General features: G+C 51.8%; 19 protein-coding genes. 15 read left to right on the top strand and 4 right to left on the bottom strand.

Annotation, left to right across the window (positions count from 1 at the left end):
• The first annotated feature begins 513 nt into the window (after nucleotides 1–513).
• Entirely contained in the window at nucleotides 514–2,085 is a 1,572-nt protein-coding gene (garD, locus tag HV477_RS15860) for a galactarate dehydratase (RefSeq protein ID WP_079899123.1), read from the top strand.
• Nucleotides 2,086–2,324: 239 nt separating this feature from the next.
• On the opposite strand, the gene HV477_RS15855 is transcribed toward garD, so the two are convergent.
• Both HV477_RS15855 and HV477_RS15850 read right to left on the bottom strand, forming a co-directional pair.
• Entirely contained in the window at nucleotides 2,325–3,272 is a 948-nt protein-coding gene (locus HV477_RS15855) for a sugar kinase (protein ID WP_001027807.1), read from the bottom strand.
• Nucleotides 3,273–3,282: 10 nt separating this feature from the next.
• Complete coding sequence (locus tag HV477_RS15850; RefSeq protein WP_001118363.1) at nucleotides 3,283–4,116, bottom strand: DeoR/GlpR family DNA-binding transcription regulator; 834 nt, start codon at nucleotides 4,114–4,116, stop codon at nucleotides 3,283–3,285.
• 333 nt (nucleotides 4,117–4,449) lie between these two features.
• Between HV477_RS15850 and HV477_RS15845 the strand changes: the two genes are divergently transcribed.
• The 10 genes from HV477_RS15845 to HV477_RS15800 all read left to right on the top strand — a co-directional run bounded on the left by HV477_RS15845 (nucleotide 4,450) and on the right by HV477_RS15800 (nucleotide 14,087).
• Complete coding sequence (locus HV477_RS15845) at nucleotides 4,450–5,304, top strand: tagatose bisphosphate family class II aldolase (protein ID WP_000469985.1); 855 nt, start codon at nucleotides 4,450–4,452, stop codon at nucleotides 5,302–5,304.
• Between the two features lie 10 nt (nucleotides 5,305–5,314).
• On the top strand, nucleotides 5,315–6,229 hold the full coding sequence (pfkB, locus tag HV477_RS15840) for a 1-phosphofructokinase (RefSeq protein WP_079899130.1): 915 nt from the start codon (nucleotides 5,315–5,317) through the stop codon (nucleotides 6,227–6,229).
• Nucleotides 6,230–6,255: 26 nt separating this feature from the next.
• Complete coding sequence (locus HV477_RS15835; RefSeq protein ID WP_000719916.1) at nucleotides 6,256–7,683, top strand: PTS fructose transporter subunit IIC; 1,428 nt, start codon at nucleotides 6,256–6,258, stop codon at nucleotides 7,681–7,683.
• Nucleotides 7,670–8,476 carry an HPr family phosphocarrier protein gene (locus tag HV477_RS15830; protein ID WP_001175243.1) on the top strand — a complete coding sequence of 269 codons (807 nt, stop codon included), beginning with the start codon at nucleotides 7,670–7,672 and terminating at the stop codon, nucleotides 8,474–8,476. The genes HV477_RS15835 and HV477_RS15830 overlap by 14 nt, the downstream gene beginning before the upstream one ends.
• A 197-nt stretch (nucleotides 8,477–8,673) precedes the next feature.
• Nucleotides 8,674–9,945, top strand: coding sequence for a tagatose-bisphosphate aldolase subunit GatZ (gene gatZ / locus HV477_RS15825; RefSeq protein ID WP_052932765.1), 1,272 nt, complete (start codon nucleotides 8,674–8,676; stop codon nucleotides 9,943–9,945).
• 14 nt (nucleotides 9,946–9,959) lie between these two features.
• A complete protein-coding gene (gene gatA, locus HV477_RS15820) occupies nucleotides 9,960–10,424 on the top strand; it encodes a PTS galactitol transporter subunit IIA (protein ID WP_000080445.1) in 465 nt (154 codons plus the stop codon).
• 30 nt (nucleotides 10,425–10,454) lie between these two features.
• Nucleotides 10,455–10,739 (top strand): PTS galactitol transporter subunit IIB, encoded by a 285-nt coding sequence (gene gatB / locus HV477_RS15815; RefSeq protein ID WP_000824293.1) that lies wholly within the window; start codon nucleotides 10,455–10,457, stop codon nucleotides 10,737–10,739.
• 3 nt (nucleotides 10,740–10,742) lie between these two features.
• Nucleotides 10,743–12,116, top strand: a complete 1,374-nt coding sequence (locus HV477_RS15810; protein ID WP_079899122.1) for a galactitol-specific PTS transporter subunit IIC — start codon at nucleotides 10,743–10,745, stop codon at nucleotides 12,114–12,116.
• A gap of 43 nt (nucleotides 12,117–12,159) precedes the next feature.
• Nucleotides 12,160–13,203 carry a galactitol-1-phosphate 5-dehydrogenase gene (gene gatD, locus HV477_RS15805; RefSeq protein ID WP_000844173.1) on the top strand — a complete coding sequence of 348 codons (1,044 nt, stop codon included), beginning with the start codon at nucleotides 12,160–12,162 and terminating at the stop codon, nucleotides 13,201–13,203.
• A gap of 110 nt (nucleotides 13,204–13,313) precedes the next feature.
• Complete coding sequence (locus tag HV477_RS15800; protein ID WP_001083899.1) at nucleotides 13,314–14,087, top strand: DeoR/GlpR family DNA-binding transcription regulator; 774 nt, start codon at nucleotides 13,314–13,316, stop codon at nucleotides 14,085–14,087.
• 157 nt (nucleotides 14,088–14,244) lie between these two features.
• Here HV477_RS15800 and rsmI read toward each other — a convergent pair whose 3' ends face one another.
• Complete coding sequence (rsmI, locus tag HV477_RS15795) at nucleotides 14,245–15,108, bottom strand: 16S rRNA (cytidine(1402)-2'-O)-methyltransferase (protein WP_000812295.1); 864 nt, start codon at nucleotides 15,106–15,108, stop codon at nucleotides 14,245–14,247.
• Nucleotides 15,109–15,171: 63 nt separating this feature from the next.
• Between rsmI and HV477_RS15790 the strand changes: the two genes are divergently transcribed.
• The 4 genes from HV477_RS15790 to dolP are packed head-to-tail and all read left to right on the top strand — an operon-like array spanning nucleotide 15,172 to nucleotide 18,764.
• Nucleotides 15,172–17,214 (top strand): penicillin-binding protein activator, encoded by a 2,043-nt coding sequence (locus HV477_RS15790; protein WP_079899121.1) that lies wholly within the window; start codon nucleotides 15,172–15,174, stop codon nucleotides 17,212–17,214.
• Nucleotides 17,172–17,567, top strand: coding sequence for a YraN family protein (locus HV477_RS15785; protein ID WP_000057285.1), 396 nt, complete (start codon nucleotides 17,172–17,174; stop codon nucleotides 17,565–17,567). Before HV477_RS15790 ends, HV477_RS15785 begins: the two co-directional genes overlap by 43 nt.
• Nucleotides 17,568–17,588: 21 nt before the next feature.
• On the top strand, nucleotides 17,589–18,179 hold the full coding sequence (diaA, locus tag HV477_RS15780; protein WP_000893481.1) for a DnaA initiator-associating protein DiaA: 591 nt from the start codon (nucleotides 17,589–17,591) through the stop codon (nucleotides 18,177–18,179).
• A gap of 9 nt (nucleotides 18,180–18,188) precedes the next feature.
• On the top strand, nucleotides 18,189–18,764 hold the full coding sequence (gene dolP / locus HV477_RS15775) for a division/outer membrane stress-associated lipid-binding lipoprotein (RefSeq protein ID WP_000643280.1): 576 nt from the start codon (nucleotides 18,189–18,191) through the stop codon (nucleotides 18,762–18,764).
• Between the two features lie 66 nt (nucleotides 18,765–18,830).
• Here dolP and HV477_RS15770 read toward each other — a convergent pair whose 3' ends face one another.
• Entirely contained in the window at nucleotides 18,831–19,466 is a 636-nt protein-coding gene (locus HV477_RS15770) for an NAD(P)H-binding protein (protein WP_001521094.1), read from the bottom strand.
• Nucleotides 19,467–19,478: the final 12 nt, after the last annotated feature.

The following is a 19,478-nucleotide window of genomic DNA, read 5'->3' as shown; positions in this document are numbered from 1 at the left end:
TATTTCTTTAATTCTCTACATGTGATGCCGCCACCATAACTTATAGCAACGACAATAAAATGCTTATCTGAAATCAGAATGGGTCTCCGCATTCTATTTCTAATGTGGTACACATCCTGTAGCACAATATACCGTTCTGATATCTTTATCGTCTTTTATTATTATCATGATATTTTCAAATAACTCGTCAGATACACTGAATTCGCCATTCAGTATAAACAGCCTATGGCGGATAATCATTGTGCAAACGCTCATTAAAAAGGGATTATTTAACGCTTATTTTTGAGCATGCGCCCATGATACTGGGCGCTAATGCACACATTTACGCTTTACCCGGCCTACATAAAAAATTTCATAATTTGCGGTGATCTGGATCACATTCTTATATTTATACTCCTGTCATTCTTATTTCATTATGCATGAACTTTATTTCTTATATTGAGATTTAACGATTTAACCATAACCAAAATAGATAATCCTATTTCTATCATCCAGGCTGGAGAATGTTGAACAATGGCCAATATCGAAATTCGCCAGGAATCGCCATCGGCGTTTTATATAAAAGTACATGAAACCGATAATGTCGCAATTATTGTTAATGACCACGGTCTTAAAGCCGGAACACGTTTTCCGGATGGCCTGGAACTGACTGAACATATTCCGCAAGGCCATAAAGTTGCTCTGACGGATATCCCCGCTCACGGCGAAATCATCCGTTATGGCGAAGTCATCGGTTATGCGGTACGCGACATCCCGCGCGGAAGCTGGATCGACGAGTCGCTGGTTGAACTGCCAAAAGCGCCGCCGCTGAATACGCTACCGCTGGCGACCAAAGTACCGGAACCGCTGCCGCCGCTGGAAGGCTATACGTTTGAGGGCTATCGTAACGCCGATGGCAGCGTCGGCACCAAAAATCTGCTTGGCATTACCACCAGCGTGCACTGTGTGGCGGGCGTGGTCGATTATGTGGTGAAAGTGATTGAGCGCGATCTCCTGCCCAAATACCCGAATGTCGATGGCGTTGTAGGGCTAAACCATCTGTACGGCTGCGGCGTGGCAATCAACGCGCCGGCGGCGGTCGTGCCGATTCGCACGATTCATAATATCGCGCTCAACCCCAATTTTGGCGGCGAAGTGATGGTGATTGGCCTCGGTTGCGAAAAACTGCAGCCGGAACGGCTGCTGGAAGGCACCGAGGATGTTCCCGCCATCGCCGTTGAAAGCGCCAGTATTGTGCGTTTACAGGACGAGCAGCATGTCGGCTTTAAATCAATGGTCGACGATATTTTGCGGGTCGCCGAACGCCATCTGACGAAACTGAACCAGCGCCAGCGCGAAACCTGCCCGGCCTCCGAGCTGGTCGTCGGGATGCAATGCGGCGGCAGCGATGCGTTTTCTGGCGTCACGGCAAACCCGGCGGTGGGTTATGCTTCCGATCTGCTGGTACGCTGCGGCGCGACCGTCATGTTCTCGGAGGTCACCGAAGTGCGCGATGCCATTCATCTTCTGACGCCGCGCGCCATCAACGAAGCCGTGGGTAAACGCCTGATGGATGAAATGGCCTGGTACGATAACTACCTTGATATGGGGAAAACCGATCGCAGCGCTAACCCGTCCCCCGGCAACAAAAAAGGCGGCCTGGCGAACGTCGTGGAAAAAGCGCTGGGCTCTATCGCTAAATCGGGTAAGAGCGCCATTGTCGAAGTATTGTCGCCGGGCCAGCGCCCCACCAAACGCGGCCTGATTTACGCCGCGACGCCCGCCAGCGATTTCGTCTGCGGCACGCAGCAGGTCGCTTCCGGCATTACCGTACAGGTCTTTACCACCGGACGCGGCACGCCGTACGGGCTGATGGCGGTGCCGGTCATTAAAATGGCGACGCGTACCGAGCTGGCGAACCGCTGGTATGACTTAATGGATATCAATGCAGGCACCATCGCCACGGGTGAAGAGACAATCGAAGATGTGGGCTGGAAGCTATTTCACTTTATTCTCGATGTCGCCAGCGGCCGGAAAAAGACTTTCTCAGATCAATGGGGATTGCATAACCAGCTGGCAGTGTTTAACCCCGCACCTGTGACCTGATCTATTCTGGAAAGCGCCTCGCAAAACATGGCTTAAGGGCCATGTTTTCATATGTTTGATAAACTGCGCCATGTTCATACCGGATATGGCAAAAACACCTAACCCACCATAAAACCATTAAAATTCAATAAATTGAAATTCTATGCCAGGCACAACCTTACGTTTCTCACTAATTTGAGTCGCAGCACATGCAATTTGAGGTATGTCGAATATAACGACAGCCTATTAATCACCTTTACTTAATTCTGCTGCCTCATCAATTCTTTAATTTGTGCCAGCGTGGACGTGCCTTCCATCGGCCCACGCGCAGAGATAGCCAGCGATCCTGCGGCATTAGCATGGGCTAAAGCATCGGGTACGGAATATCCCGCAAGAAACAGGCTGACAAAGGTTGCGCCAAAGCAATCGCCAGCGCCTGTAGGATCAACCACCTTCACCGGATACCCAGCCACATGATGTTGTTCGTCTTTTGAATAGTAACTGGCTCCACGGGCGCCACGTTTAATGATGACATGGGCAATTCCACGCTTGTGAAGCCTTGCGACAATTTTCTCTTCATCGCGGGATTTGCTCAGGCCGAAATAATCCAGTTCGCCATCGCTTGGCAGGAAGAAATCCGTGTAATCAAGAATATATTCAAAGGCCTGCGACATTTCGCGGATCTTTAGCATCTCTTTACGGATATTAGGATCGAAAGAAATTGTGCCACCATTTTCTTTTACAATGCTAATCGCCTTGCGTACGGCATCGATCAAACGAAAGGAAAATAATGACGATCCCATAATATGAAAGTGGCGATATTGCCTAAGTAATGTTTCATCAAGGTGGTCGGCACTCAGCAAACCGCACGCACTGTCCGGCATGTTGAAAATAAAATCTCGCTGGGCCTGGCTTCGGTAGCTGACAAAAGCACTACCTGTTGTGGCGTTCGGCAGTACGGAAATTCCCTGTACATTTACGCCATCGCGCGACAATCGGGTAATATTCATAACGCCAAAGGCATCGTTGCCAACACAGCTAAACAACAATGAACGAAAACCAAGTTTAGCAACCTGATCGGCAAATATGGCAGGCGCCCCACTGGGATACGGCCCCCAAAATTCCCCCGGTGAGGAAAATCCCTGGTTCTCTTTTTTTGCCAGAAACTCGACGAGCAATTCACCCAATGTTGCGATTGTTATGTTCATGCGTTGTCCTTCATCTTGCCTGATGCAGGGTCGGGTTTATCCAGGTCAGACATTCGTTATTGGTATAGCTGTTGGTTAAGCCGTCGGCCAGAAACCGTGAGTGGTACTCAGCGGCGACAATCTGTGGCGTAATAATCGCGCTCAGCGTATTCAGTTTTCCTACCGGATAACGCGCCACATCATGAATCGGACGCTGCGCCACCACGGCAATACTCTGTCCACTAAGGCGCAGGCATTCACTTAGCAAAGCAGCTGCACTTTCGTTTTTCACGTTGAGCGTGCCATCCTCGCTGATATGGTCCACCATCACCAGACAACATGACGGTTGAAATTGTTGCAAAGATTGGATGGCGATTTCGCCCCCCAACGCCTGACCACTATGCCCCAGTACACCGCCCAACAACACAATTTCACCATCGATATAATCACGGGCCGGTGCAACATGGCTAAGATCGTTGATGATAAGGCACAGATCCCGATAATCGCCCAGGAAAGGAAGCGCTTTACGCAACACCTCTCCGGCCCCCAGAAACACGGTATCGTCGTCGCAGACCAGACGGGCAACTTGCTTAGCCAGTTCAAGCTCGACGCTATGCTCTAACGCCTGCGACTGCACCACTTCATGGCTTACCGCTGCTCTGACGGGTTGGGCCGTGTAAATCGCTCCGCCAAAGGAGCGTTTCAGATAGCCTTGCTGCTCCAGGTAATTGAGATCATTACGGATCGTTACCCCTGAAACCGATAACATTTCAGCCAAATCGTCTACTTTTATTTCGCCGTTTTTACGGACGATTTCGGCAATGTCCAGACGCCTTTTCAACAGGCTGGTAGATGGTTTTGCCACAACATACCCTTTTTTTCCGCTTCGTCGGGAAGTTATCCCGTGCTTTAACTTTCATTTTTAAACTTCTGACAGGGGATGTCAATTTTGCACCACGTCACCGAATGCTCAATGGGAAACATAACAATAAAATCAATAAATTATAGAATTTTCACATCCCCTATTTACTTACAAAACAAAATTTAAATCCACATATTTGCTTTCATTTAAGAAAAATTATCCTGCTTTTGTGTTGATGATCACAATCATGTGTGGCAATGATCGTTACATTACTTTCAAAACGAAGGTTATTTTTATTTTGGACTTTAATTTCGAAAGTTATAAACGGAGACCACTATGTTCATTATTTCCAGTAAAAATATGCTCCAGAAGGCCCAGCATGCAGGCTATGCCGTGCCAGCCTTTAACATCCATAACCTGGAAACCTTGCAGGTGGTGGTAGAAACCGCCGCAGAAATGCGCTCACCGCTGATCGTTGCCGGAACACCAGGCACGTTTAGCTATGCCGGAATGGGTAACATTGTGGCGATCGCGGGCGATCTGGCTCGTGAATACAATCTGCCACTGGCCATTCATCTGGATCATCATGAATCGTTAGCCGATATTGAAAGCAAAGTTATGGCAGGGATCCGTTCAGTCATGATCGATGGTTCCCACTTTCCCTTTGAAGAGAATGTGGCGCTGGTGAAAAGCGTGGTCGATTTTTGCCATCGCTACGACACCAGCGTGGAGGCAGAACTGGGCCGCCTTGGTGGGATCGAAGATGATTTAGTGGTAGACAGCAAAGATGCCCTTTACACCAATCCACAGCAAGCACGTGAGTTTGTGGCGCGCACCGGCATTGATTCGCTGGCGGTTGCTATCGGCACGGCACACGGCATGTATGCCGCTGAACCTAAACTTGATTTTGAGCGACTGGCAGAAATACGCGCTCTGGTGGATATCCCTCTGGTATTGCATGGGGCATCTGGTTTGCCGGAAAGCGATATTCGCCAGGCCATCAGCCTTGGGGTATGCAAAGTCAATGTCGCCACCGAACTGAAAATCGCCTTCTCCGATGCCTTAAAAGAGTATTTCCTGCAAAACCCGAAAGCCAATGATCCCCGCCACTATATGCAACCAGCAAAACAGGCGATGAAAGAGGTGGTACGCAAAGTAATTCATGTTTGCGGCTGTGAAGGGCAACTGTGAGGAATCGCCTGTGATCTACACGCTAACACTTAATAGCGCGATTGATATGAATATATTTAGCGATCCTTTACAGCCAAATATTGTCAATCGCACTCACCACACCGAGTTTTGCCCAAATGGTAAAGGAGTAAATGTTGCGCTGGTTCTGGATCACTTTCAAATACCTGCGCATATATTAGGCATTTTTGGTGGTTTCACCGGGCATTATATTGTAGAAAGCCTGCGTACCAGAAAAATGCCAGTCACACCAGCATGGGTAGAAGAACCCACGCGGATTAATATTTTCATTCATGACGGGCAGCAGGAATATAAACTGGTCAACCCTGGCTCATATATTCCAGATGAATGTAAACAACAAATTATCACGATTATTTCGCAACTGCCCGATGCAGACTATCTGGTGATAAGCGGCAGCCTGCCACAAGGTATTGAAAGCCGCTTTTACGCAGAAATTATGCATATTTGTCAGCAAAAAAATATCGGCGTAATTTTAGATATTAGTCATCCGTCATTACGTCAGTTACTGGAGTTCAAACCGTTATTAATTAAACCAAATGATGAAGAGGTTAAAGCAATATTCGGTTTAACTGTCTCTGACGACAATGATGCGAAAAATACTCTAACCACTTTACATGCACTTGGTGCACAAAATGTTCTGCTAACCCTTGGCGCTAAAGGAATGTATTTCTCCAATGGGATTGATTACTGGTTTTGTAGCGCGCCAACGGTTGATTTGGTGAGCTCCGCCTGTGCAGGCGATGCTGCACTGGCCGCCTTTCTCAGCCAGTGGTTATCTACAGGAGAAGTGGAATATGCCTTATCTCTTGCCAGTGCAACAGGAGCTGATGTCGCAAGTTCTGCCGGACTAGGCCAACTTGCGGCAATAGAAACCTTACTTTCGCAAATCCACGTCAGAAAGCTGTAGGTTAAATTACAATATAAGGTCTGCTTATGAAAAAGATCATTGCAGTGACCGGCTGCCCTACCGGTATTGCGCATACATTTATGGCTGAAGAAGCCTTAAAAAATGCCGCGAAAAAATTATCTGTTGAAATAAAAGTTGAAACCAATGGTGCCAGTGGCGTTGAAAATGCTATTCAACCTGCTGATCTGGTAGATATTGCCGGAGTCATTATTGCGGCGGATAAAGATGTCTTACCTGATCGCTTTAATGGTTTACCGGTTATTGAAGTACCGGTAAAAGAAGCAATCCATCATCCTGCGGAGCTGATTAACAAAGTTATTAATGGTGAAGCCCCAATACGTAAAGGCGAATCAACCACCAGCACGGAAATTATCGAAAAAGAATCACTGGGGCGACAAATTTATAAGCACCTGATGAGTGGTGTTTCAAATATGCTACCTTTTGTAGTTGCCGGAGGCATATTAATTGCGGTGTCGTTTTTATGGGGGATTTATTCCGCTGATCCTAATTCAGCTGAATACAATGCAACCGCCGCTATGCTAATGAAAATCGGTCAGCAAGCCTTTTCGATTATGGTTCCGGTCTTTACCGCTTATATTGCATTCTCTATTTCTGGCAGACCAGGGATGGTGGCTGGATTTGTCGGCGGCTTACTGGCAAATGCTACCGGCGCAGGATTTCTCGGTGGGATAATTGCCGGATTCGCCGCCGGTTACCTGATGTTATGGGTAAAGAATCGACTCGAAGGCTTACCGCGTCAGTATGAAGGCCTGAAATCGATTTTTATTATGCCGCTCATTGGCGTACTGGTTATTGGCGTGTTGATGTCGCTGCTTGGGCAACCTGTCGCAGCTATCAATAATAGCATGATGAACTGGCTGGCATCGCTACAGGAAGCGAATCCAATATTGCTGGGTATTGTGGTGGGTGCAATGTGCTCCTTTGACTTTGGCGGCCCGGTAAACAAAGCCGCTTATGTCACCGGCACGCTTTTACTGGGCCAGGGCAACTTCTACTTTATGGCTGGTGTGTCTGCCGCATGTATTACTCCACCACTGGTAATTGCTCTGGCGACCACCTTCTTTCCAAAAGGTTTTAGCGAGGAAGAACGTGCCGCAGGCATGGTTAACTATATCCTCGGTTGTACACACATCACTGAAGGCGCGATTCCTTTCGCAGCGAAAGATCCTTTGCGTGTCATCCCGATGATGATGATTGCTTCCAGCATTTCCGCAGTACTTAGCTACAGCTTGCGTATTCAGGTTCCGGCTCCTCACGGCGGCTTCTTAATTTTACCTTTGGTGAGTCAGCCGCTGGCCTGGGTGTTATGTATCCTTGCGGGCTCTGCATGTGGTGCGGTGATGCTTGGCCTATGGAGATTGTGGGCTGTGCGCAAAAATTCAGTCAACACAACTCCTGTAGCAAAGGCTGGAGGTCAGAATGCAGCTCTGTGAACACGATATTTTTATCAGCGATGAGCGCCTCGATAAAGTCACCGCTCTGCACCGTGTGGTGGAAAAGTTATCTGCGGCTGGCAATACCACGACTGACTATTTACGCGGCATGTTGGATCGCGAAGCACAGATCTCCACTTATCTGGGAAATGGAATCGCGATCCCACACGGTACGCCAGAGTCTCGCGATGCAGTATTACAAACCGGTGTAAAGGTAATCGTTTTTCGCCACGGCGTTGACTGGGGTGACGGCAATACCGCGTATCTGGTCACCGGAATTGCCGCGCGCTCCAATGAACATCTTGAGATTTTGCGCCAACTGACTCGCGTGCTCAGCGATGACGCTATTCTGCAAGCACTGGCTAAAGCCGAATCCCCCAGTCAGGTTTTAGCGCTACTGACTGGATCGACGACCAATACGCCAGCAGCCGTGGAGTTGCAGGAGGGTGAGCAGGCAACGTTTGTCATCCATAATCCGCATGGTTTACATGCCAGACCCAGTGCGGTACTGGTGAAGTTTATCAAACAGTTTCAAAGCCACATTACGGTAGAAAATCTGGATAGCGCCTCCGGCCCGGTGGACGGGAAAAACCTGATGCGAGTGGTGTCGCTCGGCGCGAAAAAGGGGCATCGCTTGTTGTTCCGGGCGCAGGGCGAAGATGCACAGCAGGCACTACGTGAAATCGGGGAGCTTATCGCCTCTGGTGCAGGCGAGATGATCACCGTTCCCGTTACCCCACCACCAGAAGTCATGCAGCCAAAGCGCAGTTGGCTATCTCGATTGTTTAATTAGCCTTCATTTGTTCCTCCGTGCCCGCTCCGGCGGGTACGGTTTTTCATGACAAAGTGAAGTTACAGACATTACACACCATTTCGTTACCTTACATTTCCTTTCGCAACTTTCATTTATCAGATCAAAATCACAAAACAACATTACGAAAGCCTATAAATTCTTTCGAAGAAGAAAAACGAAAGAACTCGGAGATAAAAGTGAAAGAAATAATTGCTCGTCATAAAGCAGGAGAACATCTGGGCATCTGTTCAGTTTGTTCTGCTCATCCCCTGGTTATCGAATCAGCTCTGCTTTTCGATCTCAATACTGACAACAAGGTATTGATTGAAGCCACATCCAATCAGGTGAATCAGTTTGGCGGTTATACCGGAATGAAACCGGCTGATTTTCGTGATTTTGTTTATGGCATTGCTCAGGAAGTGGGATTTCCACGTGAGCGGTTGATTCTTGGTGGCGATCATTTAGGACCTAACTGCTGGCAAAACGAACCTGCAGATACGGCGATGGAAAAATCCGTCGAACTCATTAAGGCTTATGTCGCTGCCGGGTTTAGCAAAATCCATCTTGATGCCTCTATGTCCTGCGCTGACGACCCGACGCCGCTGGACCCAATGGTTGTCGCTAAACGCGCCGCCCTGCTTTGCCAGGCAGCGGAAACGACGGCGACCGACGAACAAAAACGCCATTTAACCTATGTTATCGGCACTGAAGTTCCGGTTCCTGGCGGGGAAGCCAGCGCCATTAACGCCGTGCATGTTACCCGCGAACAGGATGCGGCCCGCACGCTGCAAACGCATCAGGCTGCTTTTCGCGCCCTGGGGCTGGATGAGGCATTAAACCGGGTTATCGCGATTGTCGTACAGCCGGGCGTAGAATTCGACCATACCCAGATTATCCACTATCAACCACAGGCCGCTAAAGCGCTTTCCGACTGGATAAAAGAGACGCCGATGGTCTATGAAGCGCATTCGACTGATTACCAAACTCGCCAGGCCTACCGCGCCCTCGTTCGCGATCATTACGCCATTCTGAAAGTGGGCCCTGCGCTCACTTTCGCGCTGCGCGAAGCCATTTTCGCACTTGCGCAAATGGAAAACGAGCTGATCTCCCCGGAACAACGTAGCCGCGTGATGGAAGTTATCGATGAAGTGATGCTAAACGAACCGGGCTACTGGAAAAAATACTACCGTCCAACCTGGAGCCAGGCGATGGTCGACATCCACTTTAGTTTGTCTGACCGTATTCGCTATTACTGGCCGCACCCGCGTATTCGTCAAAGCGTAGAAAAGTTAATCGCCAATCTGAACAACGTCACATTGCCGCTGGGATTAATTAGCCAGTTTATGCCCGTACAGTTTGAACGCCTGTCTGAGGGCGTGCTCACCCCCACGCCGCATAACCTGATTATTGACAAAATTCAGGATGTTCTGCGCGCTTATCGCTTCGGTTGCACGCCGGATGTCGCCTGAATAATGGAGAATTTATGAGCCAACTATTTGTCCGAACCGGAATCACATTCGACTCGAGCCAACAGGCGCTGGCGCACATTGGCAAAGAGATGCTGGCGAAAGGCGTGGTACATGATAGTTATCCGCAGGCACTGGTGGAACGTGAAGCGTCTTTTCCTACCGGCATTGCGCTGGAGCGTCACGCCGTCGCTATCCCTCATTGCGAGGCGGTTCATGCGAAATCACCCGCTATCTATCTGATTCGTCCAGATAAGCCGGTCATGTTTCAACAGGCGGATGATGACGAAGAGATTGCCGTTTCGTTAATCATCGCCTTAATCGTTGAAAACCCGGCGGCACAGCTAAAACTTCTGCGCCGCCTGTTTAGTGAGCTACAGAACCCAAGCACCCTCGATGCCCTGTTAAGCGCGCCGGATGCCGAACTGGCGATACGCTTTCAGGAAACCATCCTTGAGCCTGAGCAGTGCGTCCAGGTTTGATAATAAATTGATAATAATGAGGAATACCCTATGAAACGTAAAGTAATTGTGGCCTGTGGCGGTGCGGTTGCAACCTCAACGATGGCTGCGGAAGAAATTAAAGAGCTATGTGATGCCAACCATATTGAGCTCGACTTAGTGCAATGCCGGGTCACCGAAATCGAAACCTATATGGACGGCGCCGATCTTATCTGTACCACTGCCAGGGTCGATCGCGCCTTTGGCGATATTCCCGTCGTTCACGGTATGCCTTTTGTTTCCGGCGTGGGTATTGAAGCATTACAGCAAAAAATTCTGTCCATTCTCATGGGGTAACGTATGTTTAGCGAAATAATGCGTTATATCCTCGACTTAGGCCCAACGGTGATGTTGCCTCTGGTGATCATCGTGTTCTCTAAACTGCTGGGAATGAAGCTTGGGGATTGTTTTAAATCGGGTTTGCATATTGGTATCGGCTTCGTGGGTATTGGTCTGGTCATCGGCCTGATGCTGGATTCTATCGGCCCCGCGGCGAAAGCCATGGCGGAACATTTCCAAATCAATCTCCACGTTATTGACGTCGGCTGGCCAGGTTCATCGCCCATGACCTGGGCGTCACAAATCGCGCTGGTCGCGATCCCTGTCGCCATCGGGGTTAACGTCCTGATGCTGGTGACCTGCATGACCCGCGTGGTGAATGTCGATATCTGGAATATCTGGCACATGACCTTCACGGGCGCCATGCTGCATCTGGCGACCGGTTCATACTGGCTGGGGATTCTGGGCGTTGTGGTTCATGCCGCCTTTGTCTACAAACTGGGGGACTGGTTTGCCAAAGATACCCGCGACTATTTTGGCCTCGAGGGGATTGCAATCCCACACGGCTCATCCGCGTACCTGGGCCCCGTGGCGGTGCTCGTTGATACCATTATCGAAAAAATTCCGGGTCTCAATCGTATTCACTTTAGCGCAGACGATGTCCAGAAACGCTTCGGACCGTTTGGCGAGCCGGTGACTGTCGGCTTCGTGATGGGGCTGGTGATTGGTGTACTGGCAGGCTACGACGCCAAAGCCGTTCTGCAACTGGCGGTCAAAACCGCAGCGGTGATGCTGCTTATGCCACGCGTCATTAAACCTATTATGGATGGCCTAACGCCTATCGCCAAACATGCGCGTAAACGTCTACAGGCCAAATTTGGCGGGCAGGAGTTCCTGATAGGCCTTGATCCAGCGCTACTGCTCGGTCATACCTCTGTTGTCTCCGCGAGCCTGATATTCATTCCGCTGACCATCCTGATTGCCGTCTTAGTACCGGGGAACCAGGTGCTGCCGTTCGGCGACCTCGCCACCATCGGTTTCTTTATTGCGATGGCGGTTGCGGTACACCAGGGCAACCTGTTCCGCACGCTGATTTCAGGTGTCATTATCATGGGCATCACCCTGTGGATAGCCACCCAGACGATTGGCCTGCATACCCAACTGGCTGCCAATGCCGGAGCGCTAAAAGCTGGCGGACAAGTCGCCTCGCTGGATCAGGGCGGTTCCCCCATCACCTGGCTGCTGATTCAACTTTTTACCTGGCAGAATATCGTCGGCTTCGCCGTCATTGCCATTATCTATCTGGCTGGCGTACTGCTGACCTGGCGTCGCGCCCGACAGTTTGTCGCGGCTGAGAAAGCCACGGCGCTACAGCAAAGTCAAATCGCCTCTTAATTTTAGGGGAGCAATCGCTCCCCTCACCTTCCTGGAGAATGTTATGAAATCAGTGGTTATTCACGCTGAGGGAGACGTGCGCGTTGAAGAACGCCCCTTACCACAACTGCAAGCCGAGGACGATGTGTTGGTCAAGGTCGTTAGCTCAGGGCTTTGCGGGTCGGATATCCCGCGTATTTTCGCGCAGGGCGCCCATTATTATCCTATTACGTTAGGTCATGAATTCAGCGGCTACGTTGAATCCTACGGCACAGGCGTAACGGATATGCAGCCCGGCGATGCCGTCGCTTGTGTCCCGCTTCTTCCCTGCTTTCACTGTCCGCAATGCGAACGCGGTTACTTTTCTTTATGCAAACAGTATCAGTTTGTAGGATCGCGCAGCGAAGGCGGTAATGCGGAATATGTGGTGGTCAAACGGGCCAATCTTTTCCGCTTGCCGTCTGATATGCCAATTGAAGATGGCGCGTTTATCGAACCGATTACCGTGGGCTTACACGCCTTTCATCTGGCGCAGGGCTGCGAGGGGAAAAACGTAATTATCGTCGGGGCCGGGACAATTGGCCTGCTGGCCTTACAGTGCGCGCGGGAACTGGGCGCGCGAAGCGTAACGGCGATTGATATCAATCCGCAGAAACTGGAACTTGCGAAAGCGCTCGGCGCAACGCATACCTGTAATAGCCGGGAAATGACCGCCGACGACATCCAGACCGCGTTGTCCGACATTCAGTTTGATCAACTGGTTCTCGAAACGGCAGGAACTCCCCAGACCGTCTCGCTGGCTATCGATATCGCCGGGCCGCGCGCGCAACTGGCGCTGGTGGGGACGTTACATCACGATCTCACCCTGACAACGCGTACATTCGGGTTAATTTTGCGTAAAGAGCTCACGCTCCTCGGCAGTTGGATGAACTACTCCGCGCCATGGCCAGGAGAGGAATGGGAAACCGCAGCGCGCCTGTTGGCTGAAAAACGTCTTCAACTGGCCCCTCTCATTGCCCATCGCGGCGATGCGGAAAGCTTTGCAGAAGCAGTCAAAGCGCTTAATGGCGCGCCCATGCAGGGCAAAATTTTACTTCAACTTTCCTGATGGTACGAGCCAGCAACCTGCGCTGGCTCACATTTCCTTTCGAAATTTAGCGTTCACCTTTCGCAATCCTTCGATTAAACTAGTTACAGTTAATTATCAGGCAAATCAATATGAACTCATTTGAGCGAAGAAATAAAATTGTCGACCTGATTAATACGCAAGGCAGCGTGCTAGTGATGGACCTTTCAAATACCTTTGGTATTTCTGAAGTGACTATCCGTGCTGACCTGCGTCTGCTGGAAGAGAAAGGCCTTGTCACCCGTTTTCATGGCGGCGCGGCAAAACCGGGAAGTCATCTGGCGGAAGGCGACAATCAGGAAGTCATTCTGGAAGATCGGTATCAACTCGCCAGCGATCCGAAAAAGCGGATTGCCCAGGCGGCTGCGGCAATGGTTGAAGAAGGAATGACCATCATTCTGGATAGCGGGAGCACAACATTACTGATTGCGGAAGCGCTCGCGCGAAAAAGCAATATTACGGTGATCACTAACAGCTTGCCTGCCGCTTTTACGCTATCAGAAAATAAAGATCTCACGCTGGTGGTCTGCGGCGGTACGGTACGGCATAAAACCCACTCAATGCACGGCACGATTGCGGAACGCTCGCTACACGGCATCAGCGCCGATGTCATGTTTGTCGGGGCGGATGGCATTGATGCGACAAACGGTATTACCACGTTTAACGAAGGTTATTCCATTAGCGGCGTCATGGCGGCGGCGGCACACAAAGTTATCGCGGTACTGGACGCGACCAAATTTAACCGTCGCGGCTTTAACCAGGTATTGCCGATGGACAAGATCGACTGTGTGATAACCGATGACACCATCAGCAAACAGGATAAAGCGGCATTAGCGAAAACAGGCGTGGAACTAATGATCGTCTAAAAAGGAGTCGGTTATGCGTTGCTGATCGCGAGAGTAAGCCCGAAGGAAAGGTCCAGTCCGCTATCACCGCCCAATGCCCCCATCACTTTACCCACATCAATCACCTGATTGAGTATTAACGCGATGGCGATAAAAGGCGGTTCCCGGGCGCTCGCTTTTATTCTTCCTGCTGCTCCAGCGCATACTTATACAGCGCATTTTTCTTCACGCCGTGAATTTCTGCTGCCAGCGCCGCCGCTTTTTTCAGCGGCAGTTCTGCCTGTAGCAGCGCCAGCGTGCGCAGCGCGTCGGCGGGCAGGTCGTCTTCTTGCGCTTTATGGCCTTCGACAATCAGCACCATTTCGCCTTTGCGACGGTTTTCATCTTCTTTGACCCACGCCAGCAGCTCGCCAACCGGCGCGCCGTGAATGGTTTCCCAGGTTTTGGTCAGCTCACGCGCCAGCACCACATAACGGGATTCTCCCAATACCGCGACGATATCTTCCAGGCTATCTAACAGGCGGTGGGTTGACTCATAAAAAATCAGCGTTCGCGGTTCCGTTTCAATGGCTTTTAGCGCATCACGGCGGCCTTTGGATTTCGCCGGTAAAAAGCCTTCATAGCAGAAACGGTCAGATGGCAGGCCAGCGGCGCTCAGGGCGGTAATCGCCGCACATGGCCCCGGTAGCGGCACCACGCGAATCCCCGCTTCACGGCAGGTACGCACCAGGTGGTAGCCCGGATCGTTAATCAGCGGCGTACCGGCGTCGGAAACCAGCGCAATGTTCTGCCCTTCTTTTAGCTTCGCGACCAGCGTTTCCGCTTTTTGTTGTTCGTTATGGTCGTGCAGCGCGAACAATCGGGCATTAATCCCAAAATGTTGCAGCAATAAACCGGTGTGACGAGTATCCTCGGCGGCAATCAGATCTACAGCCTGTAACACCTCCAACGCACGCTGGGTAATATCCGCCAGATTACCGATAGGAGTAGGTACAATAAAGAGTTGGCCCTGAGAATTATCCGCCGATTCGTTTTGTTTCATTGTGTCGTCCGTATTGCCGATTTAATATTGAGCATTGCGTAAAAAAATATCACTGGATACAGTATGGTACCCTCAACATTTTCTCGTTTGAACGCCGCACGCGCGCTGCCTGTCGTCCTGGCTGCGCTACTTTTCGCCGGGTGCGGCACCCAGGCGCCAGATCAAAGCGCAGCCTATATGCAGGGTTCAGCGCAAGCTGACTCCGCCTTTTACCTGCATCAGATGCAGCAAAGCGCAGATGATAGCAAGACCAACTGGCAATTACTCGCCATTCATGCACTGCTGAAAGAAGGAAAAAGCCAGCAGGCCGTCGACCTGTTCAACCAACTCCCGCAAAATCTGAACGATACCCAGCGTCGCGAACAGTCTTTATTAGCGGTAGAAATCAAACTGGCGCAAAAAGATGTCGCAGGCGCGCAGGCCTTGCTGGATAAACTAAAACCCGCCGACTTTGCGCCACATCAGCAAGCGCGTTACTGGCAGGCGCAGATCGTTGCCAGCCAGGGACGCCCGTCGCTTACCCTGTTGCGGGCGTTAATCGCCCAGGAACCGCTACTGGCGGCGAAAGATAAACAAAAAAATATCGACGCCACCTGGCAGGCGCTCTCCGCCATGACGCCGGATCAGGCCAGGACGCTGGTTATCAACGCCGATGAAAATGTGCTTCAGGGCTGGCTGGATCTGCAACGCGTCTGGTTTGACAACCGCAACGATCCGGACATGCTGAAAGCCGGGATCGCCGACTGGCAAAAACGCTACCCGCAAAATCCGGGGGCGAAAATGCTGCCGACGCAGCTCGTCAATGTACAACGTTTTAAACCAGCTTCCACCAGCAAAATCGCTCTGCTGCTGCCGCTGAACGGTCAGGCTGCCGTGTTTGGCCGTACCATCCAGCAAGGTTTCGAAGCCGCGAAAAACCTCGGCACCCAGGCGGTGGAAATGCAGCCTGCCGCCGCGCCTGACGCGCCGGTAGAACCTGGCGTGGAGGAGACGCAGCCACAAATGACCAACGGCGTCGCCAGTCCGTCGCAGGCCTCGGTGAGCGATCTGACCGATGACGCTCCAGCCCAGTCCGCTACGCCAGTCAGCGCGCCACAAACTCCCCCTGCTACAACAAGCGCGCCGGCGGATCCCTCCGCTGAATTAAAAATCTACGATACCTCTTCCCAGCCGTTGGATCAGGTGCTTGCTCAGGTTCAGCAAGACGGCGCCAGTATCGTGGTCGGGCCGCTGTTGAAAAACAATGTGGAAGCGCTGATGAAAAGCAACACGCCGCTCAACGTGCTGGCGCTCAACCAGCCGGAAACGGTACGTAGCTTCCCTAATATCTGCTATTTCGCGCTCTCTCCGGAAGATGAAGCCCGTGACGCGGCGCATCATATTTATGACCAGGGCAAGCAGTCGCCGCTGCTGTTGATCCCACGCAGCGCGCTTGGCGATCGCGTGGCGAACGCCTTCACCCAGGAGTGGCAAAAATTGGGCGGCGGCATCGTGTTACAGCAAAAATTCGGCTCCGTAGCCGAGCTGAAAATGGGCGTGAACGGCGGCGCGGGTATCGCGTTGACGGGCAGCCCGGTCGCCGCCAGCGTGCCTGCGCAGCCTGGCGTCACCATTGGCGGTCTGACCATCCCTGCGCCGCCGACCGACGCGCAAATCACCAGCGGCGGACGCGTAGACGCGGTCTATATTCTGGCTACGCCGGAAGAGATTGGCTTTATCAAACCGATGATCGCCATGCGTAACGGCACCCAGAGCGGCGCGACGCTGTATGCCAGCTCTCGCAGCGCGCAAGGCACCTCCGGCCCCGACTTCCGTCTGGAAATGGAGGGTTTGCAATACAGTGAAATTCCTATGCTGGCAGGCGGTAATATGCCGTTGATGCAGCAGGCGCTGAGCGCTGTACATAACGACTATTCTCTGGCGCGGATGTACGCCATGGGCGTGGATGCCTGGACGCTGGCGAACCACTTTTCGCAGATGCGTCAGGTGCAGGGATTTGAGATCAATGGTAATACCGGCGCATTAACCGCCAGCCCGGATTGTGTGATTAACAGGAAGTTATCATGGCTCAAATACCAGCAAGGGGAGATTGTTCCCGCCAGCTAACGCGTAAACAGGCTGGCGACGCGTGGGAAGCTGCCGCGCGTCGCTGGCTGGAAAGCAAAGGACTGCGGTTTATCGCCGCCAACGTGCGCGAGCGCGGCGGCGAAATCGATCTGATCATGCGCGACGGAAAAACGACGGTTTTTGTTGAGGTCCGCTATCGGCGCTCCGGGCTTTATGGCGGCGCGGCGGCTAGTGTGACCCGCAGCAAGCAACACAAATTATTACATACTGCCCGCTTGTGGCTCGCCCGCCAGAATGGGAGTTTTGATACTGTGGATTGTCGGTTCGATGTGTTAGCCTTCACCGGAAATGAGATTGAGTGGTTTCGGGATGCGTTTAACGACCACTCATAATTGAAGATTTTAAGGATTAGCGTGCTCGAAAGAATCAAAGTTTGCTTTACAGAAAGCATTCAAACTCAAATTGCTGCGGCGGAAGCGCTTCCGGATGCCATTTCCCGCGCCGCCATGACGCTGGTTCATTCCCTGCTTAACGGCAACAAAATCCTCTGTTGTGGAAACGGGACGTCCGCGGCCAACGCACAGCATTTTGCTGCCAGCATGATTAACCGCTTTGAAACGGAGCGACCCAGTTTACCCGCCATTGCACTAAATACCGATAATGTGGTCTTAACTGCGATCGCTAACGATCGCCTGCACGATGAAGTTTATGCAAAACAAGTCCGGGCGCTGGGACATGCAGGCGATGTTTTATTGGCGATCTCTACGCGTGGTAATAGTCGCGATATCGTAAAAGCCGTTGAAGCAGCCGTCACACGTGACATGACCATTGTGGCGCTAACCGGGTATGACGGGGGTGAGCTGGCCGGACTATTAGGGCCGCAGGATGTTGAAATTCGTATCCCTTCACACCACAGCGCGCGCATTCAGGAAATGCATATGCTGACGGTAAACTGCCTGTGCGATTTGATCGATAACACGCTTTTTCCTCACCAGGATGATTAAGGAGTACACATGAAGGCATTTTCGCCGCTCGCAGTCCTTATTTCTGCGTTGCTATTGCAAGGTTGCGTCGCCGCCGCGGTAGTGGGTACGGCAGCCGTCGGCACCAAAGCCGCAACCGACCCGCGTAGCGTGGGCACCCAGGTGGATGACGGAACGCTGGAACTGCGTGTCAGCAGCGCGCTGTCGAAAGATGAGCAAATCAAAAAAGAGACGCGCATCAATGTCACGGCTTATCAGGGCAAAGTTTTGTTAGTGGGCCAGTCGCCAAACAGCGAACTCTCCGCACGCGCGAAACAGATAGCGATGGGCGTTGAAGGCACCACCGAGGTCTATAACGAGATTCGCCAGGGTCAGCCTATCGGCCTGGGGACCGCCTCTAACGATACCTGGATCACCACGAAAGTTCGCTCACAGCTACTGACCAGCGATCAGGTAAAATCGTCAAATGTGAAAGTCACCACCGAAAATGGCGAAGTGTTCCTGCTGGGCCTGGTGACTGAACGTGAAGGTAAAGCGGCAGCGGACATCGCCAGCCGGGTGAGCGGCGTGAAACGCGTGACCACCGCCTTTACGTATATTAAGTAACCGGTGTGCCGGGTGGCGATAAGAATGTGTAAACCGCGTCGCCATCCGGTAAATCATCCGGCTTCGCTACTCCGCTTTTTCCCGCAGTTGCGATGAGGTCAGAATCGTCACGCCTTCTTGTGCTGGCGCCAGCGCTTCCGCCAGCATGGCCCGCGCCACATCCCGCGCATCGATCGATTTCCAGTTTCCTGGCAACAGCCGGAATAGCGGAGCGAAAAGCGTTTCATTCACCCGCCGCGTTGTTCTGTCGCCGAGCAGCATAGAAGGTCGGGCAATCGTCAAACGAGGCCAATTTTGCGCGATTAACGCCTCCTCCATTTCTCCTTTCACCCGATTGTAGAAAAACGGAGAGTGCGCGTTTGCTCCCATTGCGCTGACCACCACCATGTGCTGCGCGCCCAGTCGACGCCCGGTCAGCGCGGTATCAACCACCAGCGTATAATCCGCATGAATAAACGCCGCTTTACTTCCCGCTTCACGCCGGGTCGTGCCCAGGCAGCAAAAAACAATATCCACCGGGTCGGTCACCTGAGCTAACGCGTCGGTAAGCTGCGGATCGTGAGGGTTATAAACGCCGACAATATCCGTCAGCGGGCGACGCGTCGGCGCGGCGATAGCGCTCACCTGCGGCGTGTTGATTAACATTCTCAGCAGATGTCCGCCGACCAGTCCGGTCGCGCCGGTAATCAGTACCTGACTCATCCTCGCTCCTTT

Source organism: Salmonella sp. SG203 (genome assembly GCF_013350575.1).
GTDB classification, from domain to species: domain Bacteria; phylum Pseudomonadota; class Gammaproteobacteria; order Enterobacterales; family Enterobacteriaceae; genus Salmonella; species Salmonella enterica.
The sequence above is the reverse complement of the archived record's forward strand: the minus strand, read 5'-3'. Positions and strand labels throughout refer to the sequence as shown.

Bases quoted from the DNA above. Each gene is read 5' to 3' on its own strand.
- garD (WP_079899123.1), top strand. From the start codon at position 514: ATGGCCAATATCGAAATTCGCCAGGAATCGCCATCGGCGTTTTATATA.
- HV477_RS15855 (WP_001027807.1), bottom strand. From the start codon at position 3,272: ATGAACATAACAATCGCAACATTGGGTGAATTGCTCGTCGAGTTTCTG.
- HV477_RS15845 (WP_000469985.1), top strand. From the start codon at position 4,450: ATGTTCATTATTTCCAGTAAAAATATGCTCCAGAAGGCCCAGCATGCA.
- HV477_RS15835 (WP_000719916.1), top strand. From the start codon at position 6,256: ATGAAAAAGATCATTGCAGTGACCGGCTGCCCTACCGGTATTGCGCAT.
- HV477_RS15830 (WP_001175243.1), top strand. From the start codon at position 7,670: ATGCAGCTCTGTGAACACGATATTTTTATCAGCGATGAGCGCCTCGAT.
- gatA (WP_000080445.1), top strand. From the start codon at position 9,960: ATGAGCCAACTATTTGTCCGAACCGGAATCACATTCGACTCGAGCCAA.
- gatB (WP_000824293.1), top strand. From the start codon at position 10,455: ATGAAACGTAAAGTAATTGTGGCCTGTGGCGGTGCGGTTGCAACCTCA.
- HV477_RS15810 (WP_079899122.1), top strand. From the start codon at position 10,743: ATGTTTAGCGAAATAATGCGTTATATCCTCGACTTAGGCCCAACGGTG.
- gatD (WP_000844173.1), top strand. From the start codon at position 12,160: ATGAAATCAGTGGTTATTCACGCTGAGGGAGACGTGCGCGTTGAAGAA.
- HV477_RS15800 (WP_001083899.1), top strand. From the start codon at position 13,314: ATGAACTCATTTGAGCGAAGAAATAAAATTGTCGACCTGATTAATACG.
- rsmI (WP_000812295.1), bottom strand. From the start codon at position 15,108: ATGAAACAAAACGAATCGGCGGATAATTCTCAGGGCCAACTCTTTATT.
- HV477_RS15790 (WP_079899121.1), top strand. From the start codon at position 15,172: ATGGTACCCTCAACATTTTCTCGTTTGAACGCCGCACGCGCGCTGCCT.
- HV477_RS15785 (WP_000057285.1), top strand. From the start codon at position 17,172: ATGGCTCAAATACCAGCAAGGGGAGATTGTTCCCGCCAGCTAACGCGT.
- dolP (WP_000643280.1), top strand. From the start codon at position 18,189: ATGAAGGCATTTTCGCCGCTCGCAGTCCTTATTTCTGCGTTGCTATTG.
- HV477_RS15770 (WP_001521094.1), bottom strand. From the start codon at position 19,466: ATGAGTCAGGTACTGATTACCGGCGCGACCGGACTGGTCGGCGGACAT.